This is a genomic window from Paraburkholderia panacisoli (assembly GCF_008369935.1).
Lineage (GTDB): Bacteria > Pseudomonadota > Gammaproteobacteria > Burkholderiales > Burkholderiaceae > Paraburkholderia > Paraburkholderia panacisoli.
On sequence record NZ_VTUZ01000009.1, the window covers coordinates 46,424 to 66,191 of the forward strand.

Here is a 19,768-nt window from a genome sequence, read left to right on the forward strand (position 1 = left end):
GTACGGCTCACCTCGCTACGACGAACGCGGCAGCATGAAGCAGCACACCTGCCATCCCGCCAACCAGCGTGCCGTTGATACGGACATATTGCAGGTCACGGCCGATCTCCGCTTCGATCTTCCTGCTGACTTCCTGTGCGTTCCAGCTTTTCACGACCTCGGTGATCAGCACCGGGAGCTGGCCCCGATAGCGCACGACCAGCGAGTGGGCGATGTCCAGCCACCATGCATTCAGCTTGAGCTGAATCGCGGGCGCGCCCGCGATTGCCTTGCCGAGCGAGACGAGCAAAGCGGTCGCGACACCGCGCGCAGCCGGCTGTCTGGAGCCGAGGTCGTCAATCACGTGTCGTCGGACGTGCTCCAGCAGCAGACGGTAATAGTCTCCGTTCCTGAAATGCCGGATGCAGTCCCGCATCAGCGACTTGCCGAAGCGCCGGTATGCGCCAGACGTCTACAACTGCACGACGAGATCCTGCAAGGCGCCGTCGAACTGCCGACGCAGCGCATGATCCTGGTTGTCGACCACTTCATGCACGAGCGTGACGAGGCCCTCGACGAACCGGTCGACGATATAAGCATCGAATCTGGCGGGCGTGTATCGCGAAGCCTCGCTGAATTTCGCCTTCAACAAGCCCGAGTTCTTGATGAGCCACTGCTCCAATGCAGAAAGTCCACGATCGACCAGTGGCTGGTGGCGATCGGCTTCAGCGAGAATCTGCAGCACGTGGCCGGCGGCGCGAGATACGTCGAGCGTTCGTAGTCGCGGTATCACGATTCGATCGAAGAATCGCGCCACCTCCTCTTCGTCAATTGCGTTCAGCAATCCGGGCAGAGACTCGACAATGGCATCCGCGAGGGTCTCGCTATTTGCCTTGTCGGCCAGCCATTGCGACAGCGCCTTGGCGGCGTTGTGATTCTTCAGTCTTGCGGTGATCAGGTCCGGCGCCAGAAAATTCTCTTCGACGAAATTGCCCAGGCTGTCGGCGATGCGCTGCTGATTGCGCGGGATGATCGCCGTATGCGGGATCGGCAGACCGAAGGGATGCCGAAAAAGGGCAACCACCGCGTACCAGTCCGCGATCGCGCCGACCGTACCCGCTTCGGCAAACGAACGCAGCCAGGCAAGCCACGGGTATTCCTTCTGATAAAGCACGCACACGAGCAACAGCACGAACGTGCCGGCGAGCAGACACGTTGCGGCCCACCGCATACGGGTCAAACGAAGTGCCTTGTGATGCTCCTGTGTAGCGGGCGACGTGTGGCTCACGCTTCGATCGTCGCGCGTCCGGCAGCTCAACTCCCCTCCTGACGAAGAAAATTGCGCACGACAGGCGCGACATCTTTCGCTCGCGTGACGAGGAACAGGTGACCATCGTCGATCACATACAGCACCGCATTGCGGATGCGCGCCGCCAGAATTTTTGCGTTGGACAGCGGCACGATGGGGTCGTCGTTGCCGTGCATGACGAGCGTCGGCTGGCGCAACGTGCAGAGCCAATGCAGACTGGTCCAACCCCACGCCGCCGTCAACTGATAGAGGTATCCGCGACCGCGCGGCGGCTGAATATGGCGGCTATGCTCTCTGAGCAAGCCTGGATCGCGCCGGTAAGCGCCGCCATAGATCTCCGGCCCGATCCGTTGCAGGTAGGACGGATCGGTATAACGCCGCGGCCCGATCAGCTTCGACAGAACGGAGAGTTTGGCCGGCATCATCAGGACGCCCGGCGAAGTCGCGGCGAGGATCAGTCTGCGGCAGCGCTCGGGATATTGCCGCGCGAACTGCTGCGCAAGCGCGCCGCCCCACGATACGCCGAGCACATCGACAGGTCCGTCATATCCCAGGCGCCCCAACAGCTTGTCGGTCAGCACGGAGAGTGTCGAAAATCGATAAGGCGCGAGAGGCGCCGGTGAGCCCCCCACACCGGGAATGTCGAAAATGATGACGCCGACATCCTCCAGTGCTTCGACGAACGGCTCGACCAGTTCCAGATTGGCGCCAATGCCATTGAAGATGACGAGCGGCGGGGAGGCGTCACTGCCATGCCGGATGCCGACGCGCACAATCTGGCCATCCAGATCGATCATCTGGATTTCCATGCTGCTTGCAGGCTCGGTACTGTTATTCGCTTCTCTCATCCGGACACCCCTCCTTCCAGCACACTTGCTCGTAGTATCGGCGCCGGGCGACGCCGTTGTGTCACTTGGTGCGTTGCACGAGCGCCTTCAACTCCTCGACGTTCTCGGCGACGCGCTTCGAGATTACCGCGAAGCTGTCGGCCTGGGCGCGGTACGCCGTTTCGGCGAGTTCCTGCATGTCCGCCAGCGCCTTGTGCAACGCCTGTTGTACCGCTTCGCCCGCGGCCGGCTTGCTCTGCGTTCCGCTGTGCTGCGCAACCAGCGACTGCAGTTGCGTCATCGTCGCGCTCAGAATCTCCATCTGTTTCTGACCGAGCGACTGCATGCCCGTGAGCGCCGTCGTGTTGGCGGCGGCGAGCGCCTCGATGTCCTTGCGGCGCGACTCCAGAACGGCGCTCGCGTCGATGCCGGGCAGCTTGAACTGCTTGATGAGCTTGATGTATTCAGCAAAGAGGGTGTTGGGATTGGTTGATTCCATAGTTGATTCTCCAGAACAAAGCAGTTGATAAAGCAGGTTGAGTTATTGACGGCGGTAATGCCGTCGGTATTTCGTGCGTCAGGCTTGCATGACGTAGGTTCCGGGCGCCGCCGCCAACGACGGATGCCGTTCGCTGCCGAGCACTGCCGGAGCGGCGCGCCGTTCGCCGGAACGTGCGGACAGCCAGTCGCGCCAGTCGCTCCACCACGAATCCTTCTCGGCCTTAGCACTCGCGAGCCACGCGTCGGCATGCGTGGGCAGTTCAGGATTCAGGTAAAACTTCGCCTTCGGATTGCCCGGCGGGTTGATCAGACTCTGGATGTGGCCGCTCGAACTCAGCACGAACCGCGTCGCGCCGCCGAACAGCCGAGCCGTGTTGTAGACGCCCTTCCAGGGCGTAATGTGATCCGTGATGCCAGCCACCACGTACTTGTCGCACGTCACGTCGGACAAGTCGATCGGCGTGCCGAGGACGCTCAGCGCGCGAGGTTTGGTGAACAGGTTGCCCATGAAAATGTCGAGCAACTGGCCGTGCAGCCTGGCGGGTAAGCGCGTCGTGTCGTTGTTCCAGTACAGGATGTCGAACGCGGGTGGCGTCTTGCCCATCAGGTAGTTGTTGACCCAGTAGTTCCACACCAGATCGTTGGGTCTCATCCACGCGAACACGCGGCCCATCTCTTCACCGGCGAGCACGCCTCGCGACGTGCTGTTTTGCTTGGCCGCCGCGATTGCCTCGGGGGTCGCGAAAAGACCGAGTTGCGAATCCGCAGTATTGTCCAGTACGGCCACCATCAGCGTGGCAGCGTTGACGGATTTTTCGCCGCGGCTCGCCAGATGTCCGAGCAATGCCGAGATGGTCATCGCGCCGGAGCATGCGCCGTGCAGATTGACGTCGTCGCTGCCCGTGATGTCGCGTACCGCCGCGATCGCTTCAAGTAGTGCCGTGACATAGGTATCGAGATCCCAGTGAGACTGCGCGGCAGTGGGATTGCGCCAGCTCACCACGAACACCTGGAACTCGCTCTGCACCAGGTAGTCGACGATGCTCTTGCCTTCGGAAAGATCGAACACATAGAACTTGTTGATCTGAGGCGGCACGATCAATTGCGGACGACCGTAGACGTGCGTGGTCGCCGGTGCGTACTGGATCAATTCCAGCACCTCGTTGCGAAACACCACGGCACCGCGCGACGTGCCGAGGTTCTTGCCCACCTCGAATGCCGTCTTGTCGACCTGGGCCGGCATGCCCTGATTCTTCAGCAAGTCCGTCACGACGTTCCTGATCCCGCCAAGCAGGCTCGCGCCGCCGGAATCGACGATTTTCTTGAGGGCCGCCGGATTGCCGAGCAGCGTATTGGTCGGCGACATCGCGTCGGTGAACAGCGACAGCACGAACTGCGCACGTTCCTTGGACTTCGAGTCGAGTGCGGAGCGATCGACAAACCCGGCAAGCGCGTCACGCCACGCGAAATAGCCCTGGAGCGTCATGCGGTACAGCGAATTGTCCTGCCACGCGGCGTCGCTGAAGCGCTTGTCTCCCTGCGGCGGCGTGCTTTGCCCATTGCCGCTCAACACGGCCATCAAGTCACGTGCCAGTTTTGCTTCCTGCTCCACAAACAGAGCGGGTTGCCGCAACGCCTGCGTGCCGATCTGTTGCGCGGTGGCGAGAACGTCGCACGGACGCAATCCGACAAACGGATTGGGGCCCAACATGCCTTCCGTGGCAGACGCCGCGAGATCGTCCGACTGTTCGCTTCCCGACAGGTTTTCAGTATTTACCGCCATCTTGCTGCTCCTCAAACGGCTTATTCAGCCTGGTCAAACACGTCCGGTTACGCCACCAGCATCGCCAGCGTCTCGGCAATCAGCGCCGGCTTGTCCTCGCCGTCGATCTGCAGTTCGTTCATCGTCTTGACGATGACCCTGCCGCCGCCCTTTCTCTCCACTGCCAGCAACGTCACGCGGTTTCGCACACGCGCTCCGGCTTTCACGGGTGTCATGAAGCGCACCTTGTCCAGCCCGTAGTTGAGGCCCGCGGACACGTCCTCGGGAATGACGCCAATCTCGATCGCCAGCGCCGCCAGCAACGACAGCGTCAGATAGCCATGGGCAATGGTTCCGCCGAACGGGCTCTCGCGTTTCGCACGCTCGACATCCACGTGGATCCACTGCGTGTCGCCCGTGCATTGCGCGAAAGCGTCGATGCGCGCCTGGTCGACGACGACCCAATCCGACACACCCAGTTCGCGCCCGACGAAGTTTTCGATCGCTGTGACGCTGTACTCATTGATGCTCATGTGTTTGCTCCTCGTGACGGGTCAGGCGAACTGCGCGCGCAGCCACTTCTTATTCATCTTGCCGACGCTCGTCTTCTCCAGCGCGTCGACGAACTTGACGATTTGCGGCACCGCGTACTTCGAGATGCGTCCCGACGCACTGAACGTCAGAACATGACGCTTGATGTCGTCCTCGGTGACCACGGCGCCTTCACTGAGCACCACCAACGCCACCGGCCGCTCCCCCCACTTCTCATCGCTAATTCCGATGACGGCGACTTCGGACACGCCGGGGTACAGCGAAATCAGGCTTTCGATTTCGAGCGATGAGACCCATTCGCCTCCCGACTTGATCACGTCCTTGAGACGGTCCGTGATCTGGATGTTTCCTGTCGGTCCGATATTCGCAATGTCCTGCGTGTGCAGATAGCCGCCGCTCCAAAGGTGAACGGAAGCTTCGGGGTTGTTCAGGTAGCCCTGAGTCAGCCAGGGCGCGCGCACGGCGATTTCTCCATACGCTTTGCCGTCGTGGACAGCCTCCTCCATCTCTTCATTGACGATGCGCAGATCCACGAGCGGTATCGGCAGTCCGGTCGTGCAGCGCAGGCGCAACTGCTCATCCGCATCCAGCGCCTCGGCGCCGGGCGGCAGTTGCGCGAGACTCAGCACGGGACCGGTTTCGGACATGCCGTAGCCGCTGAAGATGTCGATGCCGCGATCGAGCGCGACACGCGCGAGCCCGTGCGTCAGCGCCCCGCCTCCAATGACGACCTTCCACTTGCTGAAGTCGGCGGACTTCGCTTCGGGACAACCCAGCATCATGTGCAGAATCGTGCTGACGCAATGCGAGAACGTCACGCCTTCGTCGCGCACGAGTTGCACCAGCCGGTCCGGCAGATAGCGGCCCGGATAGACCTGCTTCACGCCCAGCACGGTGGCGATGTAGGGCATGCCCCACGCGTGCACGTGGAACATGGGTGTGAGCGGCATATAGACATCGCCGCGGTGAAAGCGCTGTCCGGATTCGGGGCTCGACAACGCCGCCATCACGGTCATGGTGTGCAGGACCAGTTGCCGATGCGAAAAATAGACGCCCTTGGGCAGACCCGTCGTCCCCGTCGTGTAGAACGTCGTTGCGCGCGTGTTCTCGTCAAAGTCCGGAAAGTCGTAATGGTCCGAACTCGCGGCAAGCATGGCCTCGTATTCGGCGGAGATCGGAATCGAGTGCGTACCGACCTCGCTGCCCTCCTCGTCGATCCAGACGAAGGTGCGCACCGTTTCGAGCTGGTCCTTGATCGACTCGACGAGGGGCAGAAAATCGGTGTGAACGAACAGTATTTCCGCGCCGGCGTGATTGATCGTGTAAGCGATCTCAGCCGGTGACAGGCGCACATTGACCGTCTGCAGGACGGCACCCATCATCGGAACCGCGAAATAGCACTCAAGGTAGCGGTGACTGTCCCAGTCCATCACCGCGACGGTGCTGCCGTGCCGCGCGCCAAGGTGGCTCAACCCGTTGGCGAGCCGCGCGATGCGCTCGCGCAGTGTCGTATAGGTCATCCGCACCTGTCCGCGGTATACGATTTCCTGGTTCGGCGACTGAACGAATGGCGTGTGCAGCAGTTGTTTGATCAGCAATGGATAAGCGTAGGCCGTAGGCGCGGAGGCCTTGACATCGTCCCGCATCTGAATCTCCTGGAGTTCTGAACTGGATGGCGGGCAAACACGGCTTCATCGCTGAGTCGGCTTACTGTGTCTCCCGATAGAGCAATGATCGGGGCGAACGCGTTCTGGAAATATCCCCTGAACGGGGGAGAAAGGGGGGGGTGCGGGAGGGACCCGCTTGTTATCCTTGCAGGCAGGCCGTCACGCTTTGTAGGTCCTTGAACCAAGGCCCGAGCGTGGGCGCGAAGCGCTGGGTCGCGCCCATATCGGGAAAAATACACGCACAGGCGCTAATATGGACCACCTCGATTGGCAATGAGAGCATGCTCCATGAACGCATCGGTTGTCTCCGCGCTGGCTGCACTAGTCGGCGCCGCCATCGGCGGCCTGACCTCGGTTCTTGCCACATGGCTGACCCAGCGCACCCAGGTTCGCGCGGAGTGGCTGGCGCATGACCTCACCTGGCGGCAGGAGCTGTACAAGGCGTTCATCGAGGAAGCGACGAACCTCTATGTTCACGCACTGCAACACAGCGAGCCCGATCTCGCCGCGCTCGGCACTCTCTACGCGAAGATCAGCCGCATGCGCGTCCAGTCGTCGAGCGAAGTCGTGGAAGAAGCCGATTTGATCGGACGCACGATCGTGGACACCTACCTTGCGCCAGACAAGACTTTCATCCAGATTCGCGAGATGCTCGCGGATGGCTCGGTCGATATTCTCGGCAGGTTCGGCGACGTGTGCCGCGCGGAACTCAAATCGCTGCGTGCACAGCAGTTCTGAACACTCTCCACGCGCCGTTCAACGCGGCTTCAGTTCGACAGGCGCATCGGCGCGATAGCCGCCGCCGAGCGCCTTCGTCAACGCAATCTCCTGACTCAGTATCTGGCCGTTGAGCGTGAGCAGCGCCACCTGTTCCGCGATCACGGGCTGGCGCGCCTCGAGCGCCGCGAGCCGGTTCGTCAGGCCGCGTTGATAATGGGCTTCGACGCTGTCCCTCGCGAACGCAACCGATTCGATCCGTTGCTTTTGCAACCCGGTTTCCGCATCGAGGGCCTGCAAACGGCTGCCGGTCTGCGCGACATCGCGTACCGCATTGAGAACGGCCTGGTTGTACTGCTCGATCAGCAGGTTGCTGCCCTCGCGCACGCCGCTCAGGTTCGCGTTGAGCCTGCCGCCGTCGAAGATCGGCAAGGTCAGGCCTGGAATCAGATTGATCTGCTGGCTTGCATGCGTGAAGAGGTCCGCGAGATGCAGTGCGTTGAAACCGAAGAACGCCTTGATGTCGAAGCTCGGGTAGAACGCCGCCTTCGCCGCGTCGATCCGGCTGAACGATGCCTCGACGTACCATCGCATCGCCTGCAGGTCGGGCCGCCGGGCAAGCAGTTCGTATGAGAGCGTCACCGGCAGGGCCGCCTGCGAACCCGGCAGTGCGACGGGCTCGATCGCGGCCAGGCCATCAGGACCCGCACCGACCAGCGCCCGCAGCGACTCGCGAAGCTGCTTGATCTGCCCTTGCGCCGCCACGATCTGCCGTTCGATGCCCAGTTGCTGCGCCCGTGCCTCTTCGAGCTGGGTGCGGGCTTCGAGGCCGCGACCCGCACGCGCCTCGTGAGCCTGCACCGCGAACACCGCGACCTCATCCGACTCGTTCAGCAGATCGATGAGCTGATACGTCGTTTGAATGCCGTAGTAAAGCGTCGCGACATCCGTCGAGATTTCGAGTTCGACAGCGGACGCCTCGGCAAGCCGCGCATTGCTCACGCCGAGCGACGCGGCAATCTGCGCGCGCTGCTTGCCCCAGAGGTCGATGTCCAGGCTTGCGCCCAGCCCGACGATGCCCTCGGTGTACCACGGCCCCGTCAAGCCCAATTCCGGTTCGTTCTTCGCGAACGGGCCGAGAAAGCCGTTCGCGGAGACACGCGTGCGATCCAGCGACGCCAGCGCGGCCATCTGGAGGTTCGATCCCGCTGCGACCAGCGCCACATCCGACCTGGCCTGCGAGACCCGCGTGCGCGCAATCACCATGGTCGGCGCGTTGGCGAGTGCCTGATCGATCAGCGCGTCGAGCTGCGCATCGCGATAGCGCGTCCACCAGCGCGCGGCGGGCCAGCCGTCGTGCGCGAGATGGATGTCGCTCGCGAGGTTGATCTGCTCCGGCGCGATCTCGGTGTAGGGCGTGCCGTTGTGATGGATCAGCGCACAACCCGGCAGCACGAACGACATCCACGCGACACACAAGAAGCGTCGACGCCATTGCCAGTCGCGCATACCCGATCGCGCCTTCATGTTCGTATGGTCCGTGATGAAGCCCCCGCGACAGGTGCCCCGACGTCTGACTCAGCGCGCCAGTCCGGCAACCCCGCGACCCGCCGCGACAGTTCGTCCGCTGCGGCGATGAGCGGCCCGTCGGCCGGCTCGACAGCTTGCGCCGCGATCCCGATGCGTCGCGGCGCAGACGCGTCGGGTGGGTTGACCGCAAGCTCATCCGCGTACCGGCTGAGTTCGGCGCAAATCTGCTCCTCTGCCGCGCGCACTGCGTCGATTGCGGGTAGGCTCGACGATCCCGCTTGCGCCACGAGCAGGTTGCGCAACGCATCGCCCGCCAGCATGATCTCGCGTCCCTGCGCGAGAACCGTTTGCGCGCGCAGTGTCAGTTGCGCCTCCTCCCCTTCCTGCCAGCTGGGTTCGAGTGCGACACGCGAGAGCGTTGCCTCGCAATCGGCCAGCACCGCCCATGCCTGCAGCTGGCGCTGCGCATAGGGCAACGCATCCAGCTCCCCGGCGACTGGCCGGGTTGCACGGAGTTGTACGGCAATCGCGCGCAACAGGGTGGCGAGCTTCTGGCGCAGCACGTCGCTCTCGCCTTCGCGCCAGAACGACATCTGCACGAAGGTCGCCACGCCGACGCCCAGCACAATGCCCACCATCCGGTCGCGGATTTCAGTGAGGTTCATGGTTGGGCCGAACTCTCCGAGCAACGCGAGCGAGAACGTGAACACCACCTGAATGCCGGCATAGCCGATCCGCTCCGACCCGGCCGCTATCCATGCCCCTAACGCGACAACGGGTAGCGCCATCAGCAGCAGACCGACAACGTCGTCGAGGTGCGGCACGACGAACACCACCATGAACAACGCCAGCGCACTGCCGATGCCGGCCCCGGCCAGCCGCAACAACGCACGCTGCGTCGATGCGCCGAGGCTCGGCAGCGCAACGATCAGGCAGGTCAGCATGATCGTGTGGACCCCCTGCCAGTCGACAGCGTTGTAAAACACGTAGCAGATGAGAACCGCGAGCAGCGTCTTCAGCGAAAAGCGCATGTACGCGGGATTGGTCCAGGCGTCGGCCACGACCATCGGCTCGCTCGCGGGCGGCGTGCCGGATGCTGCGCCGCTTGCGACCAGATCGGCGAATGCGTGCAGCGCCCGCTGCAATTCGGCGGCAGCAGGCGTGGTGTCGGCGGCATTGCGCTCGTCAACGGTCGCCGTGCTCACATAGCGGTAGGGCTCGCCAGTGCTGACCGATTCGTCGAGCGCGCGGCCGTTCGCGCGCAACTCGCGCAACATCGCCAGCTGCGCTACCGACGCGCCTGGCCAGCTGGGCGGCAGCTCACTCGCTGCGCGATAAAGACGCGACACCGTCGCAATGCACGCAAGCTGCAACGCCTGATGCTCGCGATAGTGGGCGTCACGCATCGTCGTGAACCGCAGCAGCTTCTGCAGCGTGAGCGCGCCTTGCTGGACGGCTGCCAGCGTGACCGGCTCGGCACGGGTGGTGCCGTCGATCAGCTCCGTCAGGCGTGTGTCCAGCGCCGCCAGTTGCCGATGGATTTCCGCCTTGAGTTGCAATAGCGGTTCGGCGGGCAGCAGCAATGTGTTGACCAGGAGCGTCAGCGCGATCGGATAATTGACGGCGATCCACACCCACAACACGGCCCGGATCAGGAGATCCGCCTGATCGGTCTGGTCGACGAAGCTCTGCACGTAGATCACGACGATTGCGACGATGAAGAACACGACCCCGATCTTCAGCACCCGCATGAGGTACACGCTGCCGAAGAACAGCAGACTCGCGGTCACGATGCGCAGCAACGGATAGTCGAACGTGAATTTCAACAGCAGGATCGACAGCCCGATCGCGAGCGTCGATCCGACAATGAACATCACGCCGACCAGCCGCGTGACCACCACGTTCGACTGCGTAACGTAGAACACCAGCAGCAGCGACAGTGCGAGCTCCGGAACTTCGAGCGCCATCGACAGGACAATCACGATGGCGCTCGTCAGCATGCAACGCAACATCACGTTGAGGCGCCCCGGAAAAGGCGCCAGCTCGCGCTTCAGGAAAGCGCCTGTCTCGCGCACGGTGACGGGCAGGTAGTCGGCGGCGCTCATGGGCTCCTCACTGGCGCACGCCGTGGTTGTCGCGCCCAGGCTCCAGCACGGCCACGGCCGACGTACCCACGCGAAACAGCTCCGGGTTCGGATTGTCGACCCGGATCTTCACCGGGAAGCGCTGCGATACACGGACCCAGTTAAGCGTGCGTTGAATGCGCGGCAATCCGCCGGGCAATGCAAGGCCGGCTTCATCGGGCGCGACGCCATAACTGATCGAATCGACCGTGCCCTGGAAGCGCTGGCCGGTATCGCTCATCAGGTAGACCGTGGCGGGCGTACCCGCGCGGATGCCCTTGAGTTCGGTCTCGCGAAAATTCGCGACCACATACCAGTGCCGCGTGTCGATCAGGGTGAAGACCGGTTTGAGCGCCGTTGCAAACTGGCCCGTCGATGTCTTCAAGGACACGATGCGTCCATCGAACGGGGCTCGCACCGTCGCGTACTCGAGGTTCAGTTCGGCCAGCGCGATCTCCGCCATGACGACGGCACGTTGCGCAACGAGCGCATCGACGCCGCTCACAGCCGCTGCCGCCTGTTGCGCCTGCAGTTGCGCGGCGCTGAGTTCGGCTTGCGTGGCGCGTTGCGCGGTACGCGCACGGTCGACGTCTTCCGCCGACACATAGCCGTGCGACAGCAGCGGCTCCATGCGGTGCAGCGTATCGGATGCCTGACTGGCCGCGGCTCGCGCGCGCTCGACGGCCGCGCGCACCGACTGCGCGTTGTACTGCTGCGCATTGACCGTGCGCTGGGTCAACTCGATCTGACGGTCGAGTGCGACGAGGGATGCGTTGCCTCGCGTCAGTGCATCCTGATACGGACGCGGATCGATACGGAACAGCAGATCGCCCTGCTTCACCGCCTGATTGTCGCGCACGGCCAGTTCAACGATGCGTCCGTTGACCTCGGGCACGACGTCGATCGTATCCGCGTAGACATAGGCATCGTCGGTACGCGGCGCGTGGTCCAGCAGCCGGATGACATAGACAAGCAGCAACAGCGTCACGACGACCATAACGACGGCTGGCCACTTCCTCTTCGATGTTTTGCTGGCTATGTTCGCCATTTACCCGCCCGAAGGAGATTCAATGTTGAAAGAACATCAGCCAGATAGCGAGCGCAAGGAAGGTGACCAGCGTGGGATACACCACGGCTGCAGGCCCTATCAGATCGCGGGCCTGCGAACGCTTGAGAATCAGATGAATGACGACCGCGAGCACGACGCCCGCGACGATACAGAACAGCCAGTCCGGAAAGTATGCGCCGAGCACGCCAATCGACGGCGAGTTCACGCACCCCGACATCAGGGTCGCGGCAATCACGGCCACGCCGATTGATCGCTTTGAACATCTGCCTCTGGCAAGTGACATGTCTCGTTTCAAGGTTGTCCGGGTGGCTCGAGCCAATGCCACACCTTGATGATACGCCGATGTGCGTGCCCCGGATTTCGGCTTGGGAGGTAGCGAGGCAAACAGTTTCGGGAGCACCTTTCCTGCCTGTACCGGTCAGCTGGGATCGAGAGATTGCGGGTGTAGCAGTTCGTCAAATTAATGCCAAAAGGGGCATTCCGCATCACATGAATATGCAATATCGCCGCAACGAACATCCACGTAAACTTGCACGCCTCGCTCGTGGCCGCACCGTGCACGCCTCGACGGATTCCCGGGCCGCACCTCTCGCGCAGACAGTCGTTTTCAGTATCCTCGCTCGGGTCGAATGTGACCATGGCGCGCACCCATGGACCCATTCAGGCGCCACGCTATCGGCCACCCCTTGTCGCATTTGCGCTCTCGATCGGAAGGCTGAAGCTGAAGGTGACACCACGGATCTCATTGCGCACGGCCCAAATCCGACCGCCGTGTGCTTCGACGATCGTTCGGCAGATCGCCAGCCCGATGCCCATACCTGTTTGTTTCGTGGTAAAGAACGGTTCAAATATCTTCTCGAAGTCGGCAAATCCTGTACCGCGATCCTCGACATCGATCACCACGCTTTCGCCGTCGCGACGCGAGCCGATCAATAACAGCTTCGGCCGCTCCGTCGTTGCTGCCAATGCCTCGATTGCGTTGCGAACAAGATTGACGAGCACCTGCTGGATCTGCACCGCGTCGGCCCGGATTTTCGGCACGTCTTCGGCCAGCGTCGTTTCGAGCGAAATCGCGTTTCGCTGAATATCATCAGCCATCAGCGTGCATGCCTGAAGTATCAGTTTGTTGATATCTAGATCGACCATTTCAGGAGCCGTATGCTTGAATAGTGCTCGAATGCGGCTTACCACTTCGGCCGCGGCATTGCCGTCGCGCACCACGTGCTCGGCGGAGAGTCTGGCTTGCTCGATGTTTGGCGGCTCCGCGGAGAGCCATCGCAGGCATGCGCGCCCATGCGCGACAACCGCCTGCAGCGGCTGATTGATCTCATGGGCGATTGACGCGGACAATTCGGCGACCGCTGCGTTCCGCGATGCCTGCGCAAGCTTCTCCTGGGCATCGCGCAATGCCTCGGCCAGTTTCGCGGCGTCGTCAATGTCGACTTCGAGGCCGAAGAACTGCATCACGCGCGCCTCGGCTGGCTCGCCACGGCGTTGCTCGCGAGCGGGATCCACTTCGAAGCTGGATAACAGATGTGGCTCGCTCGACAACTGGACGAGTAGCTTGAGAAGTTCGCGCCGGCCGCCTTCAGACCGACGTGGGCCTTCCTCGAGTGGGATCGCCCAACGGGGCCGCCGGAGCTGCTGATCATGCTCGACGAGATAAGTGCGGACAATGATCTGGGCGATCAGATCGAAATAGTCGAAAAGATATAGCGAGACGTCGAACAGCAGCTCTTTGGTGAGTCTTCCATCCAGCTCACCCACTGCGATGTATGTGCTCCAGATTTCTCGCAAGCCGTAGCGTAACGCCTGCAGCAGACTGTTCAACGGCACACGCTGATGCTCGCGTCTTTGTCCGATTTCGCGGAAGACGGCGATATCCCGAGCCGATGGAGGTTCGCCCGACAAAAGTGTCTCGAACCACACTTTGGCCGACAGCGCGACCGAATCCTCGACGTCGCGCATTGCAGGGGGAGAAAGCAGCTTGTATCCATCGAGCGACTTCAGTATCCCAAGTGCACGTTCGACAACAAGAGACAGATCTGCTGCAAGCGAAGCGGTTTTTTCCCGCAAATCGGTGCTGATCCTTGGTACGTTGGCTAACACGGCAATAGGTCCGAAAGTATCGGTTGGACGGATTCGATGAACGAACGTGCCGGCCCGTTGCGGGGAATGTGGCGGTTCCGGCGAAGTCCCGGCGGCCACCACGCAGAGATGGGCCAGCGCACTACCCGTTGTTCGGTGCGTGCTTCAAATCCCATCCGTTGTATACATGGTCTCCGGAGACGGCATGACGGAACATCCCCCTTTTGGGGGAGACGCTACCGGAGCGATGGGGGATGGACAGCAGCACACCCAACCGGCAGTCCCAGGTATTCTCGATGCGGTGACCGAAAAGTGCATGTGATCGCTATCAGCGCAGCAGGTCACGTCAACATCGCAAATCGCCGCCGCGCGTGCAGGCCATTTACCCCGATGCTCCTCTTCCTGGTCAAATCCGGGCGCACTCCACATTCATGTAATGGCAGCCGGCAAGCCTGCTACCTATCATCAAGCCAGGACCGAGCGTTGGCTCGCGAGCTTCGCACGTCACATAAGACTGTGGGCGAGCCACTGGCGTCGCCCTGCCAGTGTTTGTCTAACGAGAATGGAGGAACCGCGCCATGCAAGCTCCCATTGAAGCAGACGGAATCTGGCAGTCAACGATGACGCGCCTCTCGAGCGAAGGCGAAATGCGGCTGCCCATTGGGTCCAATCCCACCCACCCGATGTACGGCGAAGGCTACTTTTCGACATGTGCCATCCGGGTTCTGGACCGCAATGGACAGACTTCGGCAACTATCGCGTGGAGCGACCCGACCTCCTGCTGCTACGGTGCACAGATCTGGCGGCGCTGCATCGCGAAGAAAGGCGGCGTTTGCGCGCTGAGTGGTCAGCTCATCGCAACAGGCGACGCCGTGTATCGACCCAGGCGTCTGAATCCTGCACCACGAAACATCGAAGCGATGATTCTGGCCACAGTCATGCAGGCTGTCCCTTTGGAGGATGCTGTCTGATTGCATGTCTATGCAATGGGACCCGCGTCCATGTGCTTCGCCTCGCGGTTAAACAAGCGTCGAGCGCCAATAGCCTCGTCAGGCTGATTGCAGATTCATGTAATAGCGGTCCTTCGCATCGCCCGCTATTATCAAAAAAACATGGCATAGCGAAACGTTCAACTCAGTCGCTACGGCTCGGTGAATCCGGACTTTTTTGTTTCTCCTTAACTACGGAGATGTGAAATGGCAACCATAGCTGCCGACTACATGGTTGGTGCACTAGCCAATGCGGGAATCAAGCGCGTGTACGGCGTGGTGGGGGATTCCCTCAATGGATTCACGGACTCCCTGCGCCGCGACGGATCGATTGAATGGGTTCACATGCGGCATGAGGAAAGCGCGGCTTTCGCCGCTGGCGCCGAAGCTCATTTGACGGGGCAGCTCGCAGTCTGCTGTGGGAGCTGCGGTCCGGGGAATCTGCATCTTATCAACGGCCTGTTCGATTGCCATCGCAGCGGTGTGCCTGTTCTCGCTATCGCCGCGCATGTCCCCAGTACGGAAATCGGCATCGACTATTTTCAGGCTACCCACCCCGAAGCGTTGTTCAAGGAATGTAGTCACTACGTCGAACTCGTCCACAGTGCCGACCAGCTACCGCAAATTCTGGGCCGTGCCATCCGGACGGCGGTTGCGCGCAAAGGCGTCGCTGTGGTCGTCATACCAGGCGATGTGGCACTCGGGACGCTTACCAAACCTGCGCCGCACTGGAGCGCGCCTGCCGCTCCGGTGATGCGCCCATCGAACGACGAAGTCGCGAAACTCGCACGCCTGTTGAACCAGTCGTCGCGAGTGACGTTGCTGTGCGGGGCGGGATGCAAGGATTCCCACACGGAAGTCGTGGAACTTGCCCGCAAGCTGCAAGCGCCAATCGTGCACTCGCTGCGTGGCAAGGAGTACATCGAATACGATAACCCGTTCGATGTGGGAATGACGGGTCTTGTGGGGTTCGCCTCCGGCTACTCCGCGATGAAGAGTTGCGACATGCTCCTGATGTTGGGCACTGACTTCCCCTATCGACAGTTCTACCCGGAGAAAGTGACCATCGCGCAAGTCGATACGCGGGCGGAAGCGCTCGGCAACCGGTGCCCGCTAGAGCTCGGCGTATTGGGAACGGTCAAGGATACGCTCGATGCACTTCTGCCAATGATCCAGGAGAAAACGGATAGCAGCTTCCTGAATCGCGCGCTCGACGACTATCGCAAGGCTCGCCAGAGTCTGAATGCGCTGGCGGAGCCAGAACCGGGCAGCAGCACCATCCATCCGCAGTACGTGACCAGGCTCGTCAGCGAACTGGCGGACGAGGATGCCATCTTCTCCTGCGACGTCGGCACCCCCATCGCGTGGACAGCCAGATACCTGAAAATGAACGGCAAACGACGACTGGTGGGTTCTTTCAATCACGGTTCGATGGCCAACTCACTGTTGCACTCGATTGGCGCGCAGGCCGCTTTCAGGGACCGGCAGGTGATTTCGATGTCGGGTGACGGCGGCTTCACCATGATGATGGGAGAGTTTTTGACGCTGGCTCAAACAGGGTTGCCGGTCAAGGTCGTCGTGCTCAACAACGGAACGCTGGGCTTCGTGGAAATGGAGATGAAGGCCAGCGGGTTCCTTGATACAGGATGCGACCTGAAAAATCCTAACTTCGCCGCGATGGCCAATGCGATCGGAATCAAAGGCGTGCGCGTCGAGCACCCCGCAGAGCTGGAACAAGCGTTAAGCGAAGCATTCGCTCATCCGGGTCCGGCTCTCGTCGACGTAGTGAGCGCACGTCAGGAACTCGTGATGCCTCCTACGACGACGGGTGACCAGGCCTATCACTTTGGACTGTTTATGCTTCGTGCCGTCATGGACGGTCGAGGCCAGCAGCTCATCGACCTTGCAAAAGTCAATCTGTTCCGGTAGTGCGATCCGCAAGCGTGTAGGGACTGTTATCCCAACCCGGTCGCTTGTTTCTTCATTCAACCCGGACCTGTGTTGATAACGGACATCCGACGGCATGTCACGCCGAGATTCGGTCGAACGGGGGTTCGACCGAATCCGGCTCTGGATCACCTGATTCGTATCTCCGCCGCGCGTTGGCCCGTACCCGGTTCATCGGCAATTCAAGGGAAATTGAATCATGTCCAGCAAGATCTTGAGCACTGGGAATCTTCGATCGGACCGCGAGCCAATACATATCGGCTTCGTCGTCGCGTGGCTTTTTTGCGCAGCGTTCTACTTCATGCAGTACATGCTGCGCTCCGCGCCGGGCGTCATGATGCCCGAGTTGAGTACGGCGTTCGCCCGCGATGCGCTGGGCGTGGGCACGCTCGTCGGCCTGTATTACTACACCTATGCGCTGTTCTCGATCGTTTGCGGGGCGTTGCTCGACCGGCTCGGCGGCAAGGCCGTCATTCCGGCCGGCATCGTGCTGGTTGCCGTCGGGGCGGCACTGTTCGGCCTGGGCAACGTCGAGGCCGCTCAACTCGGTCGCCTGCTGCAAGGCGCAGGCTCGGCATGCGGGTTCATCGGCGCGGTGTATCTGGCCACGCATGGCTTTCCCCCGCGCTCTCTTGCGACTGCCGTAGGTTTCACTCAGTGCTTCGGCATGCTGGGCGGCTCCGCGGGCCAGTTCGCCGTTGCGCCGCTCATTCACGGCCTCATCACGTGGCAGCAGTTCTGGTGGCTATCTGGCCTCGTGATCTTCCTGATCGCCGTGCTGGTGCTTATCGTGACACCGGCGGCACACGACGACAGCTCAGCCAGCCAGGGTTCCTGGATGAAGATGTTCGCGCCGTACAAGCAAGTGCTGTCCAATCCGCAGTCGTATCTTTGCGGTTTCTGCGCCGGTCTGCTGTTCTTGCCGACTACGGTCGGCGACCTGATCTGGGGCATTCCATTCCTGCGCAACGGTCTGGACGTCAGCTATGGGGAGGCCGTCAATCGCGCGAGCATGGTGCCACTCGGCTGGGTGATCGGCTGCCCGCTGTTGGGCTACCTGTCTGACCGTCTGGGCCGCCGCAAGCCGGTGTTGATCGCAGGCGCACTGCTGATGCTCGCATCGGCTGCAGGCATTTTCTATCTGCCGGCCGGTGTGGCGCCGCCTTACCTGCTCGGCTTGCTGCTCGGCATCGGCTCCGGTGCGGCCATGCTGCCGTACACGGTGATCAAGGAAGTCAATCCGGATAACGTGAAGGGCAGCGCCAGCGGCGCGATCAATTTCCTGGTGTTCACGTTCAGCGCATTGCTCACGCCCGTGTATGGCAAGCTGCTCGCCCACCTCGCGAACGGCGGTGCAATGGACCTACCGGTATTCCGTGCAGCCGGCTCCTGGTTGCTCGGCGGCATCGTGCTCGCCATGGTGCTTGCGATGTTCATGCGCGAGACCAGACCACGCGGACGCGCGAATGCATGAGGCTGTCCATTCAGGCAAGCGGGTTCGCAAGAGATGTCAGAACGCGACGACCATCATCGATCTCGGCAACGGTTCGAAGCGCAGACCGAGCATTTCTTTCCTCCGGGTCACGGAGTCTCACACAGCTTTGACGTTGCCGTCAGGCTTCGGACGTGATTGTCGACGAGGTTTGCAGTTGCAGTTTGCTTGCCTGCCTGACGAGAGTGGCAAATGAATCCGCCTGCATTTTCTTCATGATATGGCCGCGATGTATCTGCACGGTATATTCAGTGATGCCAAGGTTCGCCGCCACCTGCTTGTTGAGCAGGCCGCTTGCAAGCAAAGGCATAAGCTCCTGCTCACGGGGCGTCAGCGATTGATAGCGTGCCTGGAGGCTCGCCGCATCCTCCGCCTCCTTGTGAAGAACGTGTGCTCTGGCAAGTGCCGCATCGACCGTGCGCATCAACTCGTCTTCGTCGACGGGCTTGGTGAGGAAATCCACAGCCCCGCCCTTCATCGCCAGAACCGCGGATGATACATCTCCCCTTCCAGTAATGAAAATGACGGGAATCCGGGAGTCCGTACTGACAAGCTTCTGGACTTCCAGGCCATTCATGCCTGGCATGCTCATATCCAGAATCAGACATGCAACGACATTTCGACGCCGCGTGTCCAGAAACTCTCCGCCGGAATCGAAGGCCTGGACGTCTCTCCCGTTTGCGCGCAGCAGCGTCGACAGAGCTTCTCGCACCCGTCGGTCGTCGTCGACCACATACACCAGCTCGTTTGCGGATTCCATGGAACCCCTCCCTAGTTAGGTAAAAGAACTCTCCTAACGTCGATACAGTCGGTCTCCGATAGACCCGCTGAATGTGCCTCTCATGTGGGCGCGCCGACGAGAAATTATAGCCATTGGAACCGCGGTCCGGAACCACAGATCGCGTGTTGAGCATTACATGATTATGTAATGTCGCCACCGTTTATGAAGTTGTAGGGTAGCTGCTTCGCCTCATTGGCCTGACTGCAATTGCTGGCGCGCGCTCGAAAAGCTTCACTAGTATCAGTTCGACCAGGTTCTTCAAACCTGCGTCTTCAGAGAATTCCTGATCCTGTAGCTGCGGGCGGCCAAGCGCTATTGGTATGACAGATCCCCCTAGCCCATGTATTCGATTCGGACGCTCCACCGCTCGCACGAGCAGCCCTCTTAAGCACCACACGAATTAACCAGCAACACTCCCCGACCCATTTGCGAACA

Annotated in this window: 15 protein-coding genes and 1 pseudogene; 4 read left to right on the plus strand and 12 right to left on the minus strand. The window is 61.4% G+C overall.

Translation table 11 applies throughout. The features are described from left to right. Positions 1-7 precede the first annotated feature (7 nt). From FVF58_RS15245 to FVF58_RS15270, 6 genes and pseudogenes are all read right to left on the minus strand, one after another. Positions 8-1,210 (minus strand): annotated as a pseudogene (locus tag FVF58_RS15245) (DUF445 domain-containing protein). Positions 1,211-1,293: 83 nt separating this feature from the next. Continuing rightward, positions 1,294-2,136: a poly(3-hydroxyalkanoate) depolymerase gene (phaZ, locus tag FVF58_RS15250; RefSeq protein WP_149670733.1), complete on the minus strand. Its 843-nt coding sequence runs from the start codon at positions 2,134-2,136 to the stop codon at positions 1,294-1,296. Positions 2,137-2,197: 61 nt separating this feature from the next. Next, positions 2,198-2,614, minus strand: a complete 417-nt coding sequence (gene phaP / locus FVF58_RS15255) for a TIGR01841 family phasin (protein WP_149670734.1) — start codon at positions 2,612-2,614, stop codon at positions 2,198-2,200. Between the two features lie 78 nt (positions 2,615-2,692). Further along, complete coding sequence (locus FVF58_RS15260; RefSeq protein WP_149670735.1) at positions 2,693-4,399, minus strand: alpha/beta fold hydrolase; 1,707 nt, start codon at positions 4,397-4,399, stop codon at positions 2,693-2,695. 47 nt (positions 4,400-4,446) lie between these two features. Continuing rightward, positions 4,447-4,911 (minus strand): MaoC family dehydratase, encoded by a 465-nt coding sequence (locus FVF58_RS15265; protein ID WP_149670736.1) that lies wholly within the window; start codon positions 4,909-4,911, stop codon positions 4,447-4,449. A 21-nt stretch (positions 4,912-4,932) separates the two neighbouring features. Continuing rightward, on the minus strand, positions 4,933-6,576 hold the full coding sequence (locus FVF58_RS15270) for a fatty acid--CoA ligase (RefSeq protein WP_149670737.1): 1,644 nt from the start codon (positions 6,574-6,576) through the stop codon (positions 4,933-4,935). A 309-nt stretch (positions 6,577-6,885) separates the two neighbouring features. On the opposite strand from FVF58_RS15270, the gene FVF58_RS15275 reads away from it, so the two are divergent. After that, positions 6,886-7,335 carry a hypothetical protein gene (locus FVF58_RS15275; RefSeq protein ID WP_246217063.1) on the plus strand — a complete coding sequence of 150 codons (450 nt, stop codon included), beginning with the start codon at positions 6,886-6,888 and terminating at the stop codon, positions 7,333-7,335. Between the two features lie 18 nt (positions 7,336-7,353). On the opposite strand, the gene FVF58_RS15280 is transcribed toward FVF58_RS15275, so the two are convergent. The 5 genes from FVF58_RS15280 to FVF58_RS15300 all read right to left on the minus strand — a co-directional run bounded on the left by FVF58_RS15280 (position 7,354) and on the right by FVF58_RS15300 (position 14,145). Next, on the minus strand, positions 7,354-8,841 hold the full coding sequence (locus FVF58_RS15280; protein WP_281291212.1) for an MdtP family multidrug efflux transporter outer membrane subunit: 1,488 nt from the start codon (positions 8,839-8,841) through the stop codon (positions 7,354-7,356). Next, the gene (locus FVF58_RS15285) at positions 8,838-10,949 is read right to left on the minus strand and encodes an FUSC family protein (RefSeq protein ID WP_149670739.1); all 2,112 of its coding nucleotides are present in this window, start codon (positions 10,947-10,949) and stop codon (positions 8,838-8,840) included. Before FVF58_RS15285 ends, FVF58_RS15280 begins: the two co-directional genes overlap by 4 nt. Before the next feature lie 7 nt (positions 10,950-10,956). After that, positions 10,957-12,015: a multidrug transporter subunit MdtN gene (mdtN, locus tag FVF58_RS15290; protein WP_149670740.1), complete on the minus strand. Its 1,059-nt coding sequence runs from the start codon at positions 12,013-12,015 to the stop codon at positions 10,957-10,959. Between the two features lie 19 nt (positions 12,016-12,034). Then, positions 12,035-12,271, minus strand: coding sequence for a YtcA family lipoprotein (locus FVF58_RS15295; RefSeq protein ID WP_246217064.1), 237 nt, complete (start codon positions 12,269-12,271; stop codon positions 12,035-12,037). A gap of 437 nt (positions 12,272-12,708) precedes the next feature. Next, complete coding sequence (locus tag FVF58_RS15300) at positions 12,709-14,145, minus strand: sensor histidine kinase (RefSeq protein WP_149670742.1); 1,437 nt, start codon at positions 14,143-14,145, stop codon at positions 12,709-12,711. Between the two features lie 557 nt (positions 14,146-14,702). On the opposite strand from FVF58_RS15300, the gene FVF58_RS15305 reads away from it, so the two are divergent. The 3 genes from FVF58_RS15305 to FVF58_RS15315 all read left to right on the plus strand — a co-directional run bounded on the left by FVF58_RS15305 (position 14,703) and on the right by FVF58_RS15315 (position 18,534). Continuing rightward, a complete protein-coding gene (locus FVF58_RS15305) occupies positions 14,703-15,095 on the plus strand; it encodes a DUF3331 domain-containing protein (RefSeq protein WP_149670743.1) in 393 nt (130 codons plus the stop codon). A gap of 225 nt (positions 15,096-15,320) precedes the next feature. Then, on the plus strand, positions 15,321-17,042 hold the full coding sequence (gene poxB, locus FVF58_RS15310) for a ubiquinone-dependent pyruvate dehydrogenase (RefSeq protein ID WP_149670744.1): 1,722 nt from the start codon (positions 15,321-15,323) through the stop codon (positions 17,040-17,042). A 217-nt stretch (positions 17,043-17,259) separates the two neighbouring features. Next, complete coding sequence (locus tag FVF58_RS15315) at positions 17,260-18,534, plus strand: MFS transporter (protein WP_149670745.1); 1,275 nt, start codon at positions 17,260-17,262, stop codon at positions 18,532-18,534. 139 nt (positions 18,535-18,673) lie between these two features. On the opposite strand, the gene FVF58_RS15320 is transcribed toward FVF58_RS15315, so the two are convergent. Continuing rightward, entirely contained in the window at positions 18,674-19,312 is a 639-nt protein-coding gene (locus FVF58_RS15320; protein WP_149670746.1) for a response regulator transcription factor, read from the minus strand. Positions 19,313-19,768 lie beyond the last annotated feature (456 nt).